At 27.9% G+C, this 19,850-nt stretch carries 19 protein-coding genes and 1 riboswitch; of the genes, 7 read left to right on the forward strand and 12 right to left on the reverse strand.

What is annotated here, in order from left to right; genetic code table 11:
• The 8 genes from KGF45_RS19120 to KGF45_RS20565 form a co-directional block, all read right to left on the reverse strand.
• Window positions 1–2,048 (reverse strand): cell wall-binding repeat-containing protein (locus KGF45_RS19120; RefSeq protein WP_227843060.1); only part of this gene is annotated, 2,048 nt, incomplete at its 3' end.
• A gap of 467 nt (window positions 2,049–2,515) precedes the next feature.
• Complete coding sequence (locus tag KGF45_RS19125; RefSeq protein ID WP_227843061.1) at window positions 2,516–3,901, reverse strand: sensor histidine kinase; 1,386 nt, start codon at window positions 3,899–3,901, stop codon at window positions 2,516–2,518.
• Window positions 3,894–4,541, reverse strand: coding sequence for a response regulator transcription factor (locus KGF45_RS19130; protein ID WP_227830403.1), 648 nt, complete (start codon window positions 4,539–4,541; stop codon window positions 3,894–3,896). Before KGF45_RS19130 ends, KGF45_RS19125 begins: the two co-directional genes overlap by 8 nt.
• Window positions 4,542–4,873: 332 nt before the next feature.
• Complete coding sequence (locus KGF45_RS19135) at window positions 4,874–5,713, reverse strand: PTS system mannose/fructose/sorbose family transporter subunit IID (protein WP_227830402.1); 840 nt, start codon at window positions 5,711–5,713, stop codon at window positions 4,874–4,876.
• Between the two features lie 24 nt (window positions 5,714–5,737).
• Window positions 5,738–6,496: a PTS sugar transporter subunit IIC gene (locus tag KGF45_RS19140; protein ID WP_227843062.1), complete on the reverse strand. Its 759-nt coding sequence runs from the start codon at window positions 6,494–6,496 to the stop codon at window positions 5,738–5,740.
• Window positions 6,497–6,539: 43 nt separating this feature from the next.
• Window positions 6,540–7,013, reverse strand: a complete 474-nt coding sequence (locus tag KGF45_RS19145; RefSeq protein ID WP_227830401.1) for a PTS sugar transporter subunit IIB — start codon at window positions 7,011–7,013, stop codon at window positions 6,540–6,542.
• A 28-nt stretch (window positions 7,014–7,041) separates the two neighbouring features.
• The gene (locus KGF45_RS19150) at window positions 7,042–7,458 is read right to left on the reverse strand and encodes a PTS sugar transporter subunit IIA (RefSeq protein ID WP_413841605.1); all 417 of its coding nucleotides are present in this window, start codon (window positions 7,456–7,458) and stop codon (window positions 7,042–7,044) included.
• 54 nt (window positions 7,459–7,512) lie between these two features.
• Window positions 7,513–8,565 (reverse strand): galactitol-1-phosphate 5-dehydrogenase, encoded by a 1,053-nt coding sequence (locus tag KGF45_RS20565; protein ID WP_227830399.1) that lies wholly within the window; start codon window positions 8,563–8,565, stop codon window positions 7,513–7,515.
• A 397-nt stretch (window positions 8,566–8,962) separates the two neighbouring features.
• On the opposite strand from KGF45_RS20565, the gene KGF45_RS19160 reads away from it, so the two are divergent.
• Window positions 8,963–9,643, forward strand: a complete 681-nt coding sequence (locus tag KGF45_RS19160) for a phosphoribosylaminoimidazolesuccinocarboxamide synthase (protein WP_227830398.1) — start codon at window positions 8,963–8,965, stop codon at window positions 9,641–9,643.
• Between the two features lie 211 nt (window positions 9,644–9,854).
• Here KGF45_RS19160 and sugE read toward each other — a convergent pair whose 3' ends face one another.
• Entirely contained in the window at window positions 9,855–10,175 is a 321-nt protein-coding gene (gene sugE, locus KGF45_RS19165; RefSeq protein ID WP_227830397.1) for a quaternary ammonium compound efflux SMR transporter SugE, read from the reverse strand.
• Between the two features lie 71 nt (window positions 10,176–10,246).
• A riboswitch (guanidine-I (ykkC/yxkD leader) is annotated at window positions 10,247–10,352 on the reverse strand.
• A gap of 217 nt (window positions 10,353–10,569) precedes the next feature.
• Here sugE and KGF45_RS19170 point away from each other — a divergent pair.
• Window positions 10,570–11,397 carry a carbon-nitrogen hydrolase family protein gene (locus KGF45_RS19170; RefSeq protein WP_227843064.1) on the forward strand — a complete coding sequence of 276 codons (828 nt, stop codon included), beginning with the start codon at window positions 10,570–10,572 and terminating at the stop codon, window positions 11,395–11,397.
• A 113-nt stretch (window positions 11,398–11,510) separates the two neighbouring features.
• On the opposite strand, the gene KGF45_RS19175 is transcribed toward KGF45_RS19170, so the two are convergent.
• Entirely contained in the window at window positions 11,511–12,101 is a 591-nt protein-coding gene (locus KGF45_RS19175) for an EFR1 family ferrodoxin (RefSeq protein ID WP_227843065.1), read from the reverse strand.
• A gap of 159 nt (window positions 12,102–12,260) precedes the next feature.
• Between KGF45_RS19175 and KGF45_RS19180 the strand changes: the two genes are divergently transcribed.
• The 5 genes from KGF45_RS19180 (at window position 12,261) to KGF45_RS19200 (ending at window position 17,360) form a co-directional block, all read left to right on the forward strand.
• A complete protein-coding gene (locus tag KGF45_RS19180; protein ID WP_227843066.1) occupies window positions 12,261–12,935 on the forward strand; it encodes a response regulator transcription factor in 675 nt (224 codons plus the stop codon).
• Window positions 12,923–14,083: a sensor histidine kinase gene (locus tag KGF45_RS19185; protein ID WP_227843067.1), complete on the forward strand. Its 1,161-nt coding sequence runs from the start codon at window positions 12,923–12,925 to the stop codon at window positions 14,081–14,083. Before KGF45_RS19180 ends, KGF45_RS19185 begins: the two co-directional genes overlap by 13 nt.
• A 242-nt stretch (window positions 14,084–14,325) precedes the next feature.
• A complete protein-coding gene (locus tag KGF45_RS19190) occupies window positions 14,326–14,994 on the forward strand; it encodes an ABC transporter ATP-binding protein (protein ID WP_227830392.1) in 669 nt (222 codons plus the stop codon).
• A gap of 2 nt (window positions 14,995–14,996) precedes the next feature.
• Window positions 14,997–16,643: an FtsX-like permease family protein gene (locus KGF45_RS19195; RefSeq protein ID WP_227830391.1), complete on the forward strand. Its 1,647-nt coding sequence runs from the start codon at window positions 14,997–14,999 to the stop codon at window positions 16,641–16,643.
• Between the two features lie 195 nt (window positions 16,644–16,838).
• The gene (locus KGF45_RS19200; protein ID WP_227830390.1) at window positions 16,839–17,360 is read left to right on the forward strand and encodes an FtsX-like permease family protein; all 522 of its coding nucleotides are present in this window, start codon (window positions 16,839–16,841) and stop codon (window positions 17,358–17,360) included.
• A gap of 377 nt (window positions 17,361–17,737) precedes the next feature.
• Here KGF45_RS19200 and KGF45_RS19205 read toward each other — a convergent pair whose 3' ends face one another.
• Both KGF45_RS19205 and KGF45_RS19210 read right to left on the reverse strand, forming a co-directional pair.
• Window positions 17,738–18,640 carry a M23 family metallopeptidase gene (locus tag KGF45_RS19205; RefSeq protein WP_227830389.1) on the reverse strand — a complete coding sequence of 301 codons (903 nt, stop codon included), beginning with the start codon at window positions 18,638–18,640 and terminating at the stop codon, window positions 17,738–17,740.
• A 252-nt stretch (window positions 18,641–18,892) separates the two neighbouring features.
• Window positions 18,893–19,405 (reverse strand): hypothetical protein, encoded by a 513-nt coding sequence (locus KGF45_RS19210; RefSeq protein WP_227830388.1) that lies wholly within the window; start codon window positions 19,403–19,405, stop codon window positions 18,893–18,895.
• Between the last annotated feature and the right edge of the window lie 445 nt (window positions 19,406–19,850).

Below are 19,850 nucleotides of genomic sequence, written 5' to 3' on the forward strand. Positions count from 1 at the left end.
GTAAATACTAATGTAACTTTTGTTTCTGCATCTGGTGGTACTATTGTACCATCTTTCTTTATAACATTTTCATTAGTTGATGATTTTATTGATATAGTATATCCACTTGATACTGTTGGCATAGTTAATTTAGTTGCATTTTTTGCTGGTACAGTTACACTTGTTATTTTTGCTGCCTCTTTATTTACTGCTGTTTGTAATTCTTCATCTGATGATTTAGCTGGTACTACTACACCTATTTCTTTAGTATCTGCTGTTTTTCCACTTGATGTATGTGTTACTGTAAATACTAGTTTCACTGTTGTTGCTGTATTTTGTGGTACTATTGTTCCATCTTTCTTTATAACATTTTCGTTGCTTGATGATTTTATTGCTATTGTATATCCACTTGATACTGATGGCATAGTTAATTTAGTTGCATCTTTTGCTGGGGCAGCTACACTTGTTATTTTTGCAGCCTCTTTATTTACTGCTGTTTGATTTTGGTTAGAAGAACTTCCTCCACTACTACTTCCTCCTGAAGAACCTCCACTTGAAGAACTTCCTCCTGATGAGTTAGAACCTGGATTATTTCCACTTATCGATGGAGAATTATCTCCCTTAACAGTACTTATTGTACCCTTATTATCTATAGTAGTTCCTTTAGAATTATTTGTAACTGTAGTTATCTTACCACCGTTATTTACTTTTACTTGACTTGCTCCAGATGCTACTGTTAAACTACCAATCTCACCTTTTGAATTATTTTCTATCTTAGCTCCATTTTTATCATTAACTTTTAAGTTAGTTATTTTTCCATAGTTAACAAAAGTTCCATCTTTAACATCATCTATAATTACATCATCTACTTTTGCATAGTTATTTACATCCCCATTAGGCATGTTGATAGTTACAGTCTTTGTATATGTACCATTTAAGTTCACTGTTACTGCTTTGTCAGTTTGTATTGTAAATGCTTCTTTAACTTCACTAGTTGGTTTAAAGTTTATAACATCATTAGCAGTTGCTTTATCTACAGCTGATTTTAATTCAGCAATTGTTTTAGCCTCAACTGTACTTACTTCTTGTAATGATTTCATTTCATTAAATGCTGTTTCATTACCATTTCCACCAACCTTAGTTATTTTATCAAAACTCTTAGAGTTAACTAAAGTTTTTTGTGAAGCTGATAGATTTTTTCCAACTAAAACTACTGGGGATTGATTTTTAGCACCTAGTACACCTACTGCTAATGCATCTATAAGTTGGTCTTGTTTAGCCATACCATCTTTAGTTACATATGCATTTTTTAAATCTGTCTTTTTATAGAATTCTTTTACTACTTTTGCATTTGTATCATTTCTATCTGTTCCACCTAATCTTGTACTATTTGGTAGTTTATTTTTTACAGCTTCAGAAACTGAACTTTCCCCACCTACTACATAAGATTGAGTTATTCCTGCATCTTTTATAAATTTATCTGCAACTGCTGTTCCATTTTTAGAATCAGCAAGTATTACTGGCATATTATTTTGTGCAGCTGGAGCACCCACGCTTACTGCATCTGCAAGCCCTTTTTCACCATTAACTACAGCTATTTTCTTAACATCACTTACTGCATCTAATCTTTTTGCTAACTCTAAAGATGTTTGGTATCTCTCTGCACCAGATATTCTTTCAAAAGATATTTTTAAATCTTTTATTTGTTTTTCTATATTTGCACTTAATACAGAAGTTCCACCTATTAAATATACTTTCTTAGCTTTTAATCTTTGTAACTCTGCTTTTGTCTTATCATTTAATTTATCTTTACCTGTTAAAAGTATAGGAGCATTTTTTGCCTTTGCAAATGGTGTTGCAGAAAGAGCATCTGCTATAGATGAATCATTTACTATTACTACCTCATCAGCATTTTTCCATCCATCTTGACTTATTTTTACAGCAGTTTCATATCTCTCTTGTCCTGTTAAATTTGTTGCTACTGTTTGCGCACTAGCTATACCTGCTGTAGAACTTCCAGCTATCATAGTAACTGTAAGCATAGCAGCAATCTTCTTTGGTATTTTCATTATATTTCCCCCTTGTCCATTAGTAGTACCTAATTGCTTTTTTTGTTACCGTTTTAATTCTAAGAGATACTTAATGCCTAACTTTAAAGAGGTTTTCTAACTATAATGATTTCATAATTAATATATAATTTACTTATTATTTTCTTATATTATAGTTATTATAAAGGAATACGTAGATTTTCTAATTGCTTGAAAAATTAGTAAATTTAAATTTTAAGGTGAATTTGATTTTTATGCTGATGAATTGTAGTAAAAAAGTAGATTTTATGTAAAAAAAGTAGCTCTTAGAATTAAAAGTGCTACTTGTTTTATAAATAAATTTCATCATTTATACTTATGATTATATATTAATTAACCAATTTTATCCATATGAAAAGCAAATTAATTTGATGTTTTTTAAATCATTTTTTATATTTATATTTTATTTTGTTGTATTTTTATGAGACAATATAAAAATAATATAAAACTTATATAAAGATAATATAAAATTCTATCTTTCCATCATAAATTTCAACCTTATATCTAAAATTATTTTCTTCAAGTATAGCCTTGACTATTGTAAGACCAAGACCAGTACCTGAAAGTTCTTTACTTCTTGACTTCTCTAAGACATAAAAAGGCTTCCATATATTATCAATATCATCTTCTCTATCATAATCTATTCCATTTTTTATAGATAAAATAATCTTATCCTTATCTCTAAAAAGATTAATCTCTATCTCATTATCACTAGTATACTTTATCGAATTACTAATCAAATTATTAAGTACCATATCTATACTATCTTTATCAGAATTTATTATAAGATTTTTATCTTCTATATCACACTTAACACTTATATTATCCTTAGATATCAATAATTCATAATTTTTTAAATTCTTAAGCAGTCTTTCCTTTAAATCTACTTCACACAAACTAACTTCTTTTTTCTCATATTTAGCCCAATATAAAAGGGTATTTATTGTATTAGACATATTTTCTGCCTGTTCAATTATTGTATCTGTATAAGTACCATCATCCAAGCCATCTTTCATACCTATAGCGTATGCTTTTATAAGTGCTATTGGAGTTTTCATTTCATGAGATGCATCAGATATAAAAGACTTCAAATTTTCATTCCTTTTATTTAATTCATTGTGTGCCTTTTCAAGCTTTACACTCATTATATTTATGCTATAAGCTAACTCTTCTATTTCATCGTTCGTTTTTATAGCCTCAGTTCTAAATTTTAACTCAGATATATCCTTAGATAAAAGCTTTAATTTTTCCATAGGCCTTATAATTCTGTTTGAAAGTATAAATGTAAGTATAGTTATTATAATTACTGAAAATATCCCCATTATTATATTAAATCTATTTACTATACCAATTGTTTCTTCTGAATGTTCTATTGGTATAGATATAGCAAATAAATAATTATCCTTTTTCATAAACTTTACTAGTAGACTATATTTGGTTTTTCCTTGATTATATATTTTATTAATACTTTTATTGTCAATATCATTTAAAACACTTCCTTCAATCCAAAATTTATTTAAGCTCAAACCTTTATTCCAAAAGGCATCTAGTAAATCTTCATTTATTTTATCTATGCTATTTTTATCTTTGTAATTTTTATCTAATGTTACATATACAATGGCTGTATTGCTTTTTTCTTCAATTAATTCAATATTTGACTTTAATTTATTCATATCCTTATGTTTTATTTCATTTTCAATGTTATTCAATACATTTCTTTTTTCATGTAAATAATACCTATGAATAAACATACTATTTATAGCTATAGATATTATATAAACGACTACAACTACTATTGATATACTTATAGATAACTTCTTATTTAGCTTAGTCATCAAAATCCTCCAGACTATATCCTAATCCTCTGTAAGTTTTTATTATATCTTCTCCTACTTTTGTTCTAAGTCTTCTTATATGAGTATCTACTGTTCTAAAATCTCCATCATAATCCAATCCCCAGACTAAATCTAAAAGTCTTTCCCTAGATAACACTATTCCTTTGTTATTGACTAAACAATGAATTAATTCCAATTCTTTTTTAGTCAATAGTAGTTCATCATTACCTTTAAAAACTTTATTTGACTCAAAATCTATTTTTAAATCTTTTATATTAATTGTATCTTTATAATTTACCAATTTCTTAGCCCTTATTATTAAAACTCTAGGGTCAAATGGCTTTTTAACATATTCATCTGCTCCTATATTGAGTGCCTCTATTTCATCTTCGCTTTGACTTTTAGCTGTCAACATAAGTACCTTTGTATTACTATTTTCTTTTATCTCTTTACAAACCCCTATTCCATCAATTACTGGCATCATCCAGTCCAGTATTGCTAAGTCTATTTTATTTTCATAAAAAACATTTAAAGCTTCTTCCCCATTTTTTGCAGTAAATACATTGAAGCCTTCTTTTTTAAAATAAGCACAAAGTATCTTAATCATACTCACTTCATCATCAGCAATTAATATATTCATATATTCACATCCCTAAAATTATTATATTTCATATTATATCCATTGTTTCAATTATATAAAATATATGTTACAGGAAGTTTACAATTATTACTAAAGCCCAATATAAAATACAGTACAGATAAGCTTTAATACTAAGTCTATAAATAAAAAAGTACCTCATTTACAATTAAAAAATCATTTTGAGATACCTTTTACAAAATTATATATTCTACATAGCTTATCTAAGCTTAAATCTTAATCTATTGAAAATCTAATTTACCCTAATTACTATTGTATTTTATAGATATAGCCAATTTATCTAAAATCCTCATTAATACATCATATGCATTTATTTAAAATAATCCTAATATACCTGTAATAGCACCTACCACTATCAATATACCCATTATTTTTATTGGAGAAAGACCTTTCTTTAAAGCTAAAAGCACTAACAAAGTAAGTACCAAAGGAATTAATCCAGGAAATATCTTATCAAGTAAATCTGTCTGAAGACTAAATTTAAAATCTCCACTAGTATAACTTATTGGTGTAGATAAATTAATAAATCTACCTACAAGTCCGCCCATAACTAAAGTCCCTAGTATAGAAGCACCTTCTATAACTTTATTTACTATTCCACCCTGAAGTATACTTTCAACAGCTTTTTTACCATACTTATAACCATTTGTCCACATTCCAAATGAAATTGAAGTCATTATTATATATTGAGCTAATACAAATAATATCGGTCCTGCAATTGATGCTCCTCCCTCAGTTAAACCAATACAAACAGCTAATACTATAGGTGTTATAACTCCTTGAGTTAAAGTATCTCCAATCCCTGCCAATGGTCCCATCAAACCTGTCTTTATGGCATTCATACCATCACCACTTATTTCATCTGCTCCATTAGCTTTTTCTTCTTCCATAGCTATTGTTATTCCATGTATAACACATCCACATATAGGCTCTGTATTAAAAAATGCCAAGTGAGTTTCTACTTCTTGCTTTAACTCTTCTTTATCTGGATATAGTTTTTTAAGTACTGGTAACATTGAATGTGAAAATGCTGTTGATTGTAATCTTTCATAATTGTAGTTGGATTGTGCAAAGAAAAACCATCTTAGCCATGACTTTATCACATCTTTTTTGCTTAACGTTTTCTTAGCTACTTCACTTTTTGTATTTGACATAATATTTTCCCCTTTCTTATATATTTAAGATGTCGCACCATCTTTTCCATATTTAATTGAAGTAATTGTAAGAGCAAGTATTACTCCAATAACAGATATTACTATTATATCTACTTTAAAATAAACAGCCATTAATATACCTAATATGAAAAATGGCATAGTAAACTTATTTCCAATTAATTTTAAGTTCATAGCAATTCCTAGCGCTGGTAACATAGCTCCAATTACATTGAATACATGTAATACATTATCATTCATTACTTCTAACATTCCATCTATTGCATTTGGCCCAAAATAAACAACTAATAACGCTGGTATAAAACTCATTGCAAACAATAGTATCTGAGGTGGAACTATATTTATAAATGCTACTTTATCTATATTCCCTTTTTGAACCTCTCTATCTGCCCAGTGTGCAAAAAAAGAATTTACTGTCATTTTACCTATCCAAAGCACAGTTGCAACAGTACCTAGCGGAACAGCTATTGCCATTGCAGTACTTACATCCAAATTAGATGCTATAGCTAAAGCAGTCCCCACATATCCTGCAAAAGCTGGGTCTCCCATTTGAGCCCCTCCTGCTGATATGAATCCTAAGTATATCATATTTATACCTGCACCTATAATTGCTCCTTGAACTGGGTCTCCTAGTATAATTCCTGTTACAAATCCAGCTAATAAAGGTCTATTCCATGTAAAAAATCCAACATAAGTTAGCCATGGACTCCAAGAAAGATAATAAAAAATTGCTATTAAAACTGCTTGAATTAGTGAAATTTGCATGTTCTTCCTCCTTATTTACTTTTAAATATTTACAAAATAGGCCTTACAATAATGTTCCTACATCAATTTTCTTTGCATCTGGAACTATTTGTATAAAACACTTAACATCTTTTGATATTAATTCCTTAAATATTTCTTTCTCTTCATCTGATACTGATATATTTTTATAAAAACTTTTTCTTCCAAGACCAGCTCCCATACCCCCAACATTTAACTCTTTTAAATCTACTCCATTATTTACTAGACCCAAAACAGTTTTAGGATATTTAACTAATACTATTAAATTCTCATCTCCATCATATGATTTTAAAACCTCAGCACCTGATTCTATATCATGCACTTCAACCTTAACAGTTGAAGGTGCTGCCATTTGTAAGACTTGTACTATAAATGGGTCTTTTACAACTAAATCATCTACTATTACTATTCTCTTTGCTGATGTAATCTTGCACCAAGCAGTGATAACTTGCCCATGTATTAACCTATCATCAATTCTTGTTAATGCTATATTGCTCATAATAATTCCTCCAAAATTTTAATTTATTTTATATCTTTAAAGCTGCTTTTACATCCTTAATTCCTGAAACTCCAACTTCTTCACATAAACTTTTTAAATCTTTTAACTTCATAGTATCTCTGTTTAAAAACAGTTCTAAAAGCATAGGCAAATTTACACCTGTTAAACATTCCAATTCACAGACCTTAGCAAATTTGTTTATTATAACAGCAGATGTATTGAAAGGAGTTCCTCCATAAAAATCAAGTAATACTAAAATACCTTCATCTTTATATTTTTCAATTCCATTTTCTAATTTTCTACTAAACTCATCTATACTGTCACCATGGTTTAATCCTAAAGTTTCTACTTTTTCTTGTTTCCCTACTATTAATTCAGCACTTTCTAACATTGCTTTAGCCATATTCCCATGTGCAGCTATAATTATTCCTGCCATATGAATCATACCTCTCTTAACTTTTTTATATACACTATAAATTACTATCTTTATTACTCTACCTTAATTAGCCACATTAACCATTATCTTACCAAAGAAAATATCTCTTTTGTATATTTTTTCAAAATAATCTGGCACTTCATCTAAATTTATTCTGTGTGTCACCAATTTTTCAACATTCATGTCACCTTTTTGCATATGATACAAGCCAGCACTCCATTCTTTTCCTGGAAATGGAAATGAATTTCCAAACCAAGTTCCTTTCACAGTTAGCTCACTTCTCACTATCTTTTCAAATTGTTCTCTGCTTAAAGCTACATCTCCATATGGTACTCCTGCATAAAGTACTGTCCCACCTTTTTTAGCTAATAACAATACCTGACCACATGTCATTGGAGTCCCTGCTGATTCAATAACAATGTCTGCTCCAGCTCCATTAGTTAATTTTTTTATCTCTTCTACAATATTTTTTTCTTTTGCATTTATACAAATATCTGCTCCTAATTCCTTCGCTAATTCTAATTTCTCATCAAATACATCTATAGCCACTATTTTTGTAGAACCAAATATTTTTGCCCATTGTATTGAAAACAAGCCTATTGGTCCTGTTCCAAGTACTACAACAGTATCTCCCACCTTAGTTTCTGACCTAAAAAGTCCATGTCCTGCTATACACACTGGCTCTAAAGCAGCAGCCGTTTCATAACTTATTTCTTCTGGTATTTTTATTAAATTTCTCTCCTTTACCTTTGTGTATTCAGCAAAACATCCTCCAAGCTCTTTATTTCCTATTATTGCTACATTATTACATCTTGAATACAGCCCTTTTTTACATTCATCACATTCAAAACATGGCATAGCTGGACAAACAGCAACTCTATCTCCTATTTTAAAATCTTTTACTTCTATACCAACTTCTGCTACCTCTCCTGAAAATTCATGACCTAAGATTTCTCCAACCATATGAGGGCCTGTCTTTGAGTATTTCGATATATCAGAGCCACATATCCCAGCAACTTTTACTTTAACTATTACATCATCTTTTTCTAATATTTTAGGTATATCTGCATTCTCGACTCTTGTATCTCTTACACCATAGAACTTAACTGACTTCACATTAACCACCTCTATTTTTTATTTTATTTAGATATATACTCATCTTTTTTATGTAAAATATATAAAGCAATTTTTATGCCAATATTTGTAAATATAGGTTTCATGCCATTTATCATACTATTATTATATGTGTGTCAAAGTGTGTCAAAAAAATTTCCTACAAAAACTTATGTGTGTTAATACAAATGACACTCACTTTCTTTCTTGGCACTTTTCTAAACTTTTTTATAAAATGTACTTTTTTTGTTATTTTTGTAAAAATGTTCGGAAAAATTCTCTATTTTTGTGATATAATATTAAATGTAAGGCATCAATATAAATTTTTATACGAATACCAGAACTTTTTTGACACTAATGCCTTATTCAATATAATAATTTAATATTTTGGAGGTTGTTTATGAAAAAAGTGTATCAAGGAAAGACTAAAGATGTTTTTGAATTAGATAATGGAAATTGCTTACTTAAATTTAAGGATGATGTAACTGGCAAAGATGGTGTATTCGATCCAGGTGAAAATACTGTAGGGCTAAGCATAGATGGAATTGGTAAGGCTAATTTAGAAACATCTGTTAAGTTCTTTGAAATTCTAAACAATGCTGGAATTAAAACTCATTATGTAAGTGCTAATTTAGAAGATGCAACTATGGAAGTGTTACCAGCAAAAGTTTTTGGTAATGGATTAGAAGTTATTTGTCGTTATAGAGCTGTTGGTAGTTTCTTACGTCGTTATGGTTCATGTGTTGAAGAAGGAGCTAAGTTAGATTGTTATGTAGAAGCAACTTTAAAAGATGATGACCGTTGTGACCCACTTATAACATCTGAAGGTTTAGAAGCTTTAAATATTATGACTCAAGCTCAATTCGATTCAATGAAGAGTATGACTCAAAAAATTTCTAACATAGTTCGTGATACTATAGCTGAAAAAGGACTTGAACTTTATGATATTAAGTTTGAATTTGGATTCTACAATAATGAAGTAATATTAATAGATGAGATAGCATCTGGAAATATGCGTGTTTATAAAGATGGTGTAATAGTTGACCCTATGGATTTAACTGCTTTATTATTAGCAAAATAATTATACAGAATATATACATATAATTTTCAAATACAAATCTAATAAACTTATAAATAAAAATAAGCTATGAAGCAGAAATTCTATAAAATGTTAATTACTTTAAAACATTTTATAATTTCTAAGTTCATAGCTTTTTATTTTGTTGTTAAAATATTTTAGTTTATATACTCTATAACTATCATCTCCTACTATTTATCGTAATTCATACTTATTAGTTGGTAGATAATAATTTCAATCCTACAATCCCCACTACAATAAGACCTATACATAAAATTCTAGCCATATTAACTGGTTCATTTAAAAGAGCAATTCCTACAATAGCAGTTCCAACTGTACCAATTCCAGTCCATATGGCATATGATGTTCCAAGTGGAAGATGTTTAAGTGCTAATGATAAAAAATAAAAACTAACAATCATCCCGACAACAGTAAGTATACTTGGAGTCAACTTAGAAAATCCATGTGAATTTTTTAATTGGAATGCCCAAAAAACTTCAAATAGTCCTGCAATAAATAAAAATAACCATTTCATAAAATCATCCCTCTTTTCAAATAATATATCTCTTTTTTAGCAATAAAATAACCTGAGAAATATTATAAAATATCTCCCAGGTTTTTATCCTTCCGTGTTCACAACAAAATTATGTTGTGGGTTTTATCTTGGACCAGACCAATCATTAATAATTGCGGAACCCTATAAAACTCTAGTATTATTTTATTGTCTTTAAAATAATACTATCAACATAGGTAAAAAAAGTCAATATAGTGATATGATATAAATTATAAGAGTATAAATTAAAATATATATCTATAGTAATTTGTACTCTTCAGTTGTATAACATACTCAACTTACATATTTTATATTTATATCTAATTTTTATTTAATATGTTATAATAACATAAAAATGTCGAAAGGAGTAATTTTTATGAATTCCTACAAAATTGCAGTATGTCAGATGATGACTACAGAAAATAAGATTGAAAATATTAATCATGCTGTAGAAATGGTAACAGAAGCTGCCAATAATGGAGCTAAAATTGTGGTTTTACCAGAAATGTTTAACTGCCCATATGAAAATAAATACTTTCCTAAATTTGCTGAAGAATATCCAGGTGAAACAACAAATACATTGAGTAAACTAGCTGAAAAACATGGAATTTATCTAATTTCTGGTAGTATTCCAGAATTAGAAGATAACAAAATCTATAATACTTGTTATGTATTTGATAAAAGTGGAACTTTAATTGGAAAACATCGCAAAATGCACTTATTTGACATTGAAGTTACAGGAAAAGTTAGCTTTAAAGAATCTGATACTCTTACTGCTGGAAATGATGTTACTATAATAGATACTGAATATGGAAAAATGGGTATTGCTATTTGCTATGATATTCGTTTCCCTGAATTATCACGTTTGATGGCTCTTGAAGGTGCAGAAATCGTTATCTTGCCAGCAGCATTTAATATGACAACTGGACCTGCACATTGGGAATTATCTATCAGAATGCGTGCTTTAGATAATCAAGTATTCTATGTTGGTGCTGCACCTGCTCGAAATAAAGATGCTTCTTACATAGCTTTTGGTAATTCAAGAATTTCAGACCCTTGGGGAAAAATTATCGCTCAGGCTGATGAAAAAGAATGCATTATCTATGCTGATATTGATAGAGATTTAATTCCTAATATAAGACAACAATTGCCATTACTTAAACATAGAAGAACAGACTTATATGAACTTAATATTTTAAAATAAAAAATTATATGACCCCATAAATTAATTATTTAAAATGTTTATGGGGTTTTTATTATTGTAATTATACCAACTACTCTTAATTACTAATTGGTTACTAGTAGTTATTACCTTTATTAAATATCCTTATTTTTCTCACTTATCATATCTTCCAACTTTATGTGTGGATTCTGGTATCTCTTTTTATTTTTAGTTACATCTTTCCATTGAATTGCTTGCTTAGGACACCAATGTACACATGCTAAACAATGTTCACAATTGTGTAAAAACTTCGGTCTGCCCTCCTCAATATCTATATTATTTACAGGACATACTTTTGAACAAATACCACATTCTATACAGCTATCTTCAACTGAAAAATGGCTATCTTGATTTGCACAAGATGAAATATATTTTTTATAAAACTTTTTGTATATAAAATTTGTTCTGCCAATTTTATTATTTTTCTTATTTACAATATCTTCTGACACTTCATTAACCTTGATTTCTGCTTTTCTAAGTAAATTGTCAATTTTTTTATCATCTTTTATTTTAAACTCACAAATGTAATTAGAAACCATCTGTATCCTTGAACCTAGATTTAGTCCATGACCCTTCTCTTTCAACAAAGCATCCACATCATAAATTGCGCTTCCACCTATCACGCCTCCACAAGTTACTACAGCAAAAATATATGGTTTATCACTTTTAATATTTAAATTTTCCAATAATTAGACACTTGATTTATTTAGTATATAAAAATATACTGATTTTAATCACTAAAAATAGCATGTTTTTATGTAGATTTAATAATTTGAGAAATTATTGAGATTTTTATACTAAAATAAAAGTTGTTTAAAAAGTTTTATTTAGAAAGGAGAATTTTTATGAACAGTAAAATACTCGTCGTAGATGATGAAGAAGGTATCATCACTTTATTAAAGGATTATTTTGAAATAAATGATTATGAAGTTTACACTGCCCATAATGGAAAAGAAGCACTAGAAAAAATATCTAAAAATCCAGACATTATTCTACTTGATATAAACATGCCTGAAATAGATGGAATTGAAGTTTGCAGTAGAATTAGAGATTATATATCATGCCCTATTTTGTTTTTAACAGCTAAAATTGAAAACACTGATAAACTTAATGGTTTTCGTGTTGGTGCTGACGATTATATTGTAAAACCTTTTGATTTAGAAGAACTTGGTGCAAGAGTTTCTGCTCACTTAAGACGTGAACAAAGAAAATCAAATCACACTAAAGTCAAATTTTATAAAGATTTAGTAATAGATTATGAAGAAAGGTCAATTTCTATTGATAATAATCAAGTTTCACTTTCGAAAAAAGAATTTAATATCGTAGAACTTCTCTCTACGAATCCTGGTCAAGTATTTGATAGGGAGAGGATTTATGATAGAATATGGGGCTATGATAACAATGGAAATAGTGATGTTATAATGGAACATATCAGAAAAATACGAATTAAATTATCAAAATATACCCTTGAAAATTACATAGAAACGATATGGGGAGCTGGTTACAAATGGATAAAATAAAAAATATGTCATTAAAAAAATCTTTTTTCTTTCTCACTCTATCTTCATTAATTATAGCATCAGTACTTACAACTATCTCATACATTTTACTTAATTATATATATCACTCTATACAAGACAAATATTTACAAACTCCCTTATACACAGAAACTATAACCATAATGCAAAATAATATAAATCAATACAGCGATTTTGATAAAGTGTTGATTAATATTATTAGTACACTTCAGCTTGTACTCCCACTTGTATTTTTTATAGGGCTTCTATTATTGGCTGATATAATTTTTTATAAGGTAAAATTAAAGACACCTATTGAAATACTTAATAAAGGAGCAAATGAAATATCCAATAATAACTTAGATTTTTACTTAGAATATAAGAGTAATGACGAATTAGGTAATCTGTGCAATGCTTTCGAGAAAATGAGGTCCCAACTAAATAAAAATAATATAAAAATGTGGACCATGATAGATGATAGAAAACAGCTTAATGCTGCTTTTTCTCACGATTTAAGAAATCCCCTAACAGTTCTAAAAGGATACTCAGACTATTTAACAAAATACATACCAACAGGAAAACTTAGTGATAAAAAAATTTTATCAACTACACAACTTATGTCTGAACATATTGACAGAATTGAATACTATGTAAATAGTATGAGTAATGCTCAACGATTAGAAGACATAGTTATTACAAAAACTATATTGAATATAAATGATTTTATAGAAAATTTAGATAGTAATATATCTATTTTATCAAAACAAACTGGAAAATCTTTTAAACTTACAAATAAGGTGGACAGTATAAACATATTATTTGATGAAAATATTATTCATAGGGTTATTGAAAATATAATATCAAATGCATTTAGATATGCAAAAAATAAAGTATCTATACTTATATACCTTGAGCAAAAATTCCTTATTTTTGTAATTGATGACGATGGTGTGGGATTTAGTGAAGAATCTCTAAAATCAGCATTAAAACCTTTTTATAAAGATAAGACTTTAAATAATAACAACTCAAATTTTGGCATGGGTCTTTATATATCTAAAGTATTATGTGAAAAACATGGAGGTTCTATTTTTATTGAAAATAATTTAATTGGTAGTGCTAAAATTACAATAAAGTTCTCAACAAAAGACTAGAGATACTTTAATTTTTAATCTGGATTTATCTGGATTTATCTGGATTTCCTTGTATAAAACATAATAAACTTTTAAGCTTTATTAACATGCACCCTATAAAAGTAGCTAATTAATAAAAGATAAAATCTTAAACATAAATATATTCTTTTTATCTAGAATTTACTTCTATTTATATGAAAAGTTGAGAAAAAATTGAGTTTTATAACTTACACTCTTCTTATACAAAAAAGGAGTGTGTTTTTATGATTATAAAAGCAAAACAATTATCAAAAATATATGGTTCTAATAACAACAAAGTTATTGCACTAAACAATATTGATTTAGAAATAAATACAGGTGAATTTGTTTCTATCATTGGACCTTCTGGAAGTGGAAAAAGTACACTTTTACATATCTTAAGTGGATTGGATAGTCCTACATCTGGCCAAGTATTACTTGATGGGAAAGACATGTATAAATATAGTGAAAAGGAACTTTCCACTCTTAGAAGAAAATGTTTTGGATTTGTATTTCAACAGTTTAATCTATTGCCTGTTTTGACAGCTTCAGAAAATATTTCAATGCCTGTATTATTAGATAAAAGACAACCTGACAAAAAATACTTAGATGAAATTTCATCATTGCTTAGAATCTCAGATAGATTGCATCATCTTCCACATGAACTCTCAGGAGGTCAGCAACAAAGAGTTGCCACTGCTAGAGCATTAATTGCAAAGCCAAATGTAATATTTGCTGATGAACCTACAGGAAACTTAGACAGCAAAAGTGGTAGTGAAGTTATGAATCTTCTTATTAAAACATCAAAGCAATTTAAAAAGACTCTAGTAGTAATAACTCATGATGATAGGATTGCAAAGCTTGCTGACAGACAGCTTTCAATAATTGATGGTATACTTATGGAGGTGAAATAGTAATGAAAAATTACCTTTCACTTTCAATAAAAGAGTTAAAAAACCAAAAACTTATGACTACATTAATTATTATTGCAATAATGATGTCGACTATAATGACAACTGTAGTAGGTCAATCAATTGGTATACTTCAAAATTTAAGAACTGAACAAGCTCGCTCTTTTAATGGTGATAGACATGTATCCTTTCACCAGCTTAATAAAACTCAAGTTGATACACTAAAAAAAGATAATAGAATCTATCAAGCTGGTCTTTCAACAACACTTGGCACTAGTAAAATAAAGAATACAGGTATCTCTATACTTGTAAAAGAATACGATAAGGTAGGACTTTCCAACTATCCAAAACTAATGAAATTAAAGTCTGGAAATCTTCCTAAAAATAAAAATGAGATTGCCTTAGATGAAAATACCTTACAGCTTATGGGAATAAAACCAAAGCTTGGTATGACTATTCCTATGGATTTAAATATCTCACTTTTAAATGATACAGAACAGCCCTATAGTTATAAAACCAATTTTAAACTAATTGGTATTTTAGAAAATGACTATACAGGCTATGCAAGTGGAATAGTAAATAGTGTTGTAGGTAAAGGTACATCAGAAAAACTATTACCTAAAAGATATACTTTATCATCATTGGATTTTAAAATAAAGCAACAAAATAAATTTCAAGAAATTGTAAATCAATTAGCTAGAAAAGTCAATATTCCCCGTAGTTCAATTCAATACAACTGGGTTTATTTAAATACATTAGGAATTAACTTTGAAGGAGATAAAAACAGTTCCAATAGTGACAGCATATCTATAATTATAGTAATATCTTTATTTGTTGCACTATTAGTACTACTGGCCTCTGGACTTGTAATCTATAATATTTTAAAAATTTCTGTTACAAAGAAAATTAAAGAGTATGGATGTTTAAGAGCAATTGGAGCTGAACCAAAGCAACTATATAAAATTATTATTTTACAAATTTTATTTTTATGTTCTATTGCTATACCTATTGGAGCCATAATTGGAATTGTTTCTTCTGAAAGTATAGCTAAAATGATTACAAATATCTTAAATCCAGATATATTTTTAGTAAATAATACTAAAGAAATGACTGAACTTATACATAAAATTTCAACAGGCTACTTAATACCACTATTATTAAGCGTTGGTATTTCACTAGTATTTTCATTTGTTGCGGCTTTACCATCAGCAATATATGCTTCACATGTTTCTCCTAAAATTGCTATGGCTGGTAACACTACCAAAATCAAAAGAAAAATTAAAATTAAACGAGAAAAACCAATCAAAAACTTCGAAAGACATCTAGCATGGCTAAACCTAAAAAGAAATAAAGGTAGAACTATAATCACTATACTATCATTATTTATGAGTATAACAGTATTTGTTGCACTGAGTGAATTTTCTAATGTATTAGATGTATCCAAATCGGTTAGCGACCTAAAAAAAGGAGATTTTTCTTTAACAAATGAAGTTCCTGGCTTTGATAAATCTACACTTGATAAAATAGTTAACATGAAAAATATCAATCGTACCTCTTTTATCAAATACTCTGAATATAAACAAGGAGAAATAAATACAGATATTAACTTTGAAAATGGTTCTGAAATGTTAAAAGTTATTGGAATTGATTAGCAAACTCTTAAAGAATTAATACCTTCTATCACAGATTCTTTATTAGAGGATTTCAAAAATGGTTCTCTATGCCTTATAAAAAATCCAATTGCTATTTCTACACCAGATACAAAATTTAAGGCTACAAACCTAAAAACAAAGGATAATATTACAATTAATAAAAAACAATTAAAAGTATATAATACTGTAGATAAAATGATTAATTTACAAGGTAGTGGTTGGTTAAATGGTATTGATGTTATTGTATATGATACTGTATATGACACCCTAACAAATAAAGATAGATTCAGTCAGATAAATGTTTATGCTAAAGATAAATCAAATTTAGAAGAAGTAAAGTTATCTATTGAACAAATTTGTAAAAACAATCCAGGCTCTCGTTGGATATCGTACATTGAATCAGACAACCAACTTAAAGAAAGTTTTAAACAAATACAATTTTTAGCATGGGCCATTATACTATTTGTAGGATTGATTGGCACTTTAAACATTATTAACACAACTCATACAAACATTAATACTAGAATTAATGAAATTGGAGTTAAGAGAGCTATTGGTATGAGTAACAGTAGTTTATACAAAATGTTTTTATGGGAAGGTTGCTATTATGGAATATTTGCTGCTATATTTGGTTCAATTGCAGGATATGCCAGTGCTGTTATAATAAACATTGCTACTATAGAAAAAATTGATTTTACTAATATCCCAATTATTTAGATTTCACAAGCTACACTTGTTGCTATAATTGCATGTATTATAGCTACTCTTATTCCGTTAAGAAAAATTAAAAAAATGGATATTATTGACTGTATAGATATTATAGAATGATAATAATAGATTAATATCTACAAATAAAACATAATAAATTATCTTTTTCAAATTATAATTCTATAGCTTTTTTGATTATATATCTTTAAGACCACAAATATTGGTATCGCCTTTATTTATGGTCTTTTTTATGTTTTCATTTAGTGTATATTTACATATGCTCTCATATCTTGATATATTTTAGAGTTTAGAAGTAGCAAATTAGTAAAAATAGTATATGAGTTTAATACAATTTGTAAAATCAAACACTTTTTATAAAAATCACATTAATTGACTTTTAAATCCACAGTTATGTACTTCTTTTGATTTTCTACAGTCTGTCCTCCAGTAATATAATGAACATCTGTATCTTCTGTGCAATTTATAATGCTGTCAAAGTATATAGGTAAACTTGCTGAAAACAAAAAACTCTTACCTTGCTGAATTTGAAAATGGATATGTGGCTCACTTGTATTTCCGCTATTTCCACACCTTGCTATTTGCTGTCCTTGCTTTATAAAATCACCTACACTGACTATAAAGCTATCTTTTTTTAAATGTGCTATTGTGCTGTATTCATTTGATGAATGCTTAATCACAATATAATTTCCCCTTATATCCGAAGCAGAGCATTGTACTTCTACTTTATTAGAAATAGGAGTGTCTTCAAAACTATTCTTAATTTCCACTACAATACCATCGGCAGGTGCTATAACAGGTTGATTGTAACAAAAATAATCAGTTACAGAAGTTCTGTTGTTGGAATATGATTTTCCCTTTCTTTCTATAACAAAGTCATAAGCATATCGTTGATTACATATTCCCCAAGAGTGTGAGTTTTCTTTGTCAATTCCTCCATTTGCAACAAGCCATCTTCCATTGAATGGAAGAATATAACCATTCACTGTTTTGTGATTGTAGACATTAGGTAATCGAAATAGATTTCTCAAGTAAATAATTGGTATCCCTATTAACATACCAATGTTTTGAAAAAGAAATTTTAAGTCTTTTACTTCTTGCATATCATCATCACATTTTAATACTAAAATAAGCGATAAAATAAACTCTAAAATAGCAAGTAAGAAAAATAAATAAAAAAGTTCCAACAATTTAATATTTAATATTGTACCAACAATTCCAATACAGCCCATCCAGTACATTTTCTTTATGATTTTAATAGCCTTTTGCACAGAAAGCCAACCCCTTATAAATTCCAATTATATTAGTCATATATTACCATATATAGTATTATAAAGTCATTTCTTTTATGCTTTAAGTAAAAATATTTACAAAAAAATAAAGTTGCCAAAGTAAAATTAGATAGAGTTGCCAATTTTACTTTGGCAACTCTATCTAATTTTATATTTATAAGTTATACTTATAAGCTTTACTGTATGTAAATTAACTATACTAAATTTACTCTACCTAATTTAAAGTATTTATTAATCTATAAGATTATATTTCTTTAGACATCTAACATAATTTGCTACTAGATAATAATTATTTATATCATCTTCATCTAATCCTTTAAATACAGTTATTTCATCAGTAAGTTCACTACTCCCTTCCACAAAAACACAGCCTGTTTCAAATTCCATACCCACAACAATAGAACAAGCACTATAAACTTCTTCCTGATTTTCATATAAAGTCTTTGCATTTCCTTCATTTTGAATTGTAAATACAATAGATTTTAATTCTTTATTGCTCGGTATCTTTTTTGAAAAAGGTTTATTTAACTTAATATTATTAATGACTACATTGTTAAATTCTTCCGAAGCTTCTTCTTTTAGTGTATATTTTTGTTTTAAATATTCTATTAATTCTAAAATAGACTTAGCATTTACATTTAAAGTACTTCTATATTTTTCATATACAGATTTCCATTCTCTAACTTTTTGTTGTGATATTTCCTGCGTATCTGTATTTATTTTTTCTTCTGGCATTTTTTTCATATAAAATCTCCATCCCATCTTTATGTAATCTTATTGATACATTTCATTTAAAAACCTTAGTTTATTAATTTTAATATTTATATCCTACTTCTAAAAACTTTACAAGTCAATGTAATTTTGCTATCTTTGGTTTATAACAGTTTAGAATTAATTTCTTTTATAATGGTAATAGATTAATATTATTTAATAAACATGACATTCTGTTGTCATGTTTATTGTGCTATTATATTTTTAAAATTCTTTTGCTTTACAATTACTTTTTATAGTATTTAAGGATTAAAATTAAGGAGTTGTAATTAGAAAATAAAAATATATTTAAATATAATCACAGAAAGGTGTGATTATATGAGTAAACATTATAAACCTAAAGAATTTGCAGAATTATTAAATATGTCAGTTATAACTCTGCAAAGATGGGATAATGATGGTAAATTAAAGGCATTTA

The sequence above is a fragment of the Clostridioides sp. ZZV14-6154 genome, assembly GCF_020657785.1.
Lineage (GTDB): Bacteria > Bacillota > Clostridia > Peptostreptococcales > Peptostreptococcaceae > Clostridioides.

Coding starts and splice junctions, on each gene's coding strand:
- KGF45_RS19170 (WP_227843064.1), top strand. CDS start 10,570: ATGAATTCCTACAAAATTGCAGTATGTCAGATGATGACTACAGAAAAT.
- KGF45_RS19140 (WP_227843062.1), bottom strand. CDS start 6,496: ATGCAAATTTCACTAATTCAAGCAGTTTTAATAGCAATTTTTTATTAT.
- KGF45_RS19135 (WP_227830402.1), bottom strand. CDS start 5,713: ATGTCAAATACAAAAAGTGAAGTAGCTAAGAAAACGTTAAGCAAAAAA.
- KGF45_RS19195 (WP_227830391.1), top strand. CDS start 14,997: ATGAAAAATTACCTTTCACTTTCAATAAAAGAGTTAAAAAACCAAAAA.
- KGF45_RS19190 (WP_227830392.1), top strand. CDS start 14,326: ATGATTATAAAAGCAAAACAATTATCAAAAATATATGGTTCTAATAAC.
- KGF45_RS19185 (WP_227843067.1), top strand. CDS start 12,923: ATGGATAAAATAAAAAATATGTCATTAAAAAAATCTTTTTTCTTTCTC.
- KGF45_RS19145 (WP_227830401.1), bottom strand. CDS start 7,013: ATGAGCAATATAGCATTAACAAGAATTGATGATAGGTTAATACATGGG.
- KGF45_RS19125 (WP_227843061.1), bottom strand. CDS start 3,901: ATGACTAAGCTAAATAAGAAGTTATCTATAAGTATATCAATAGTAGTT.
- sugE (WP_227830397.1), bottom strand. CDS start 10,175: ATGAAATGGTTATTTTTATTTATTGCAGGACTATTTGAAGTTTTTTGG.
- KGF45_RS19130 (WP_227830403.1), bottom strand. CDS start 4,541: ATGAATATATTAATTGCTGATGATGAAGTGAGTATGATTAAGATACTT.
- KGF45_RS19180 (WP_227843066.1), top strand. CDS start 12,261: ATGAACAGTAAAATACTCGTCGTAGATGATGAAGAAGGTATCATCACT.
- KGF45_RS19210 (WP_227830388.1), bottom strand. CDS start 19,405: ATGAAAAAAATGCCAGAAGAAAAAATAAATACAGATACGCAGGAAATA.
- KGF45_RS19150 (WP_413841605.1), bottom strand. CDS start 7,458: ATGATTCATATGGCAGGAATAATTATAGCTGCACATGGGAATATGGCT.
- KGF45_RS19200 (WP_227830390.1), top strand. CDS start 16,839: ATGATTAATTTACAAGGTAGTGGTTGGTTAAATGGTATTGATGTTATT.
- KGF45_RS19160 (WP_227830398.1), top strand. CDS start 8,963: ATGAAAAAAGTGTATCAAGGAAAGACTAAAGATGTTTTTGAATTAGAT.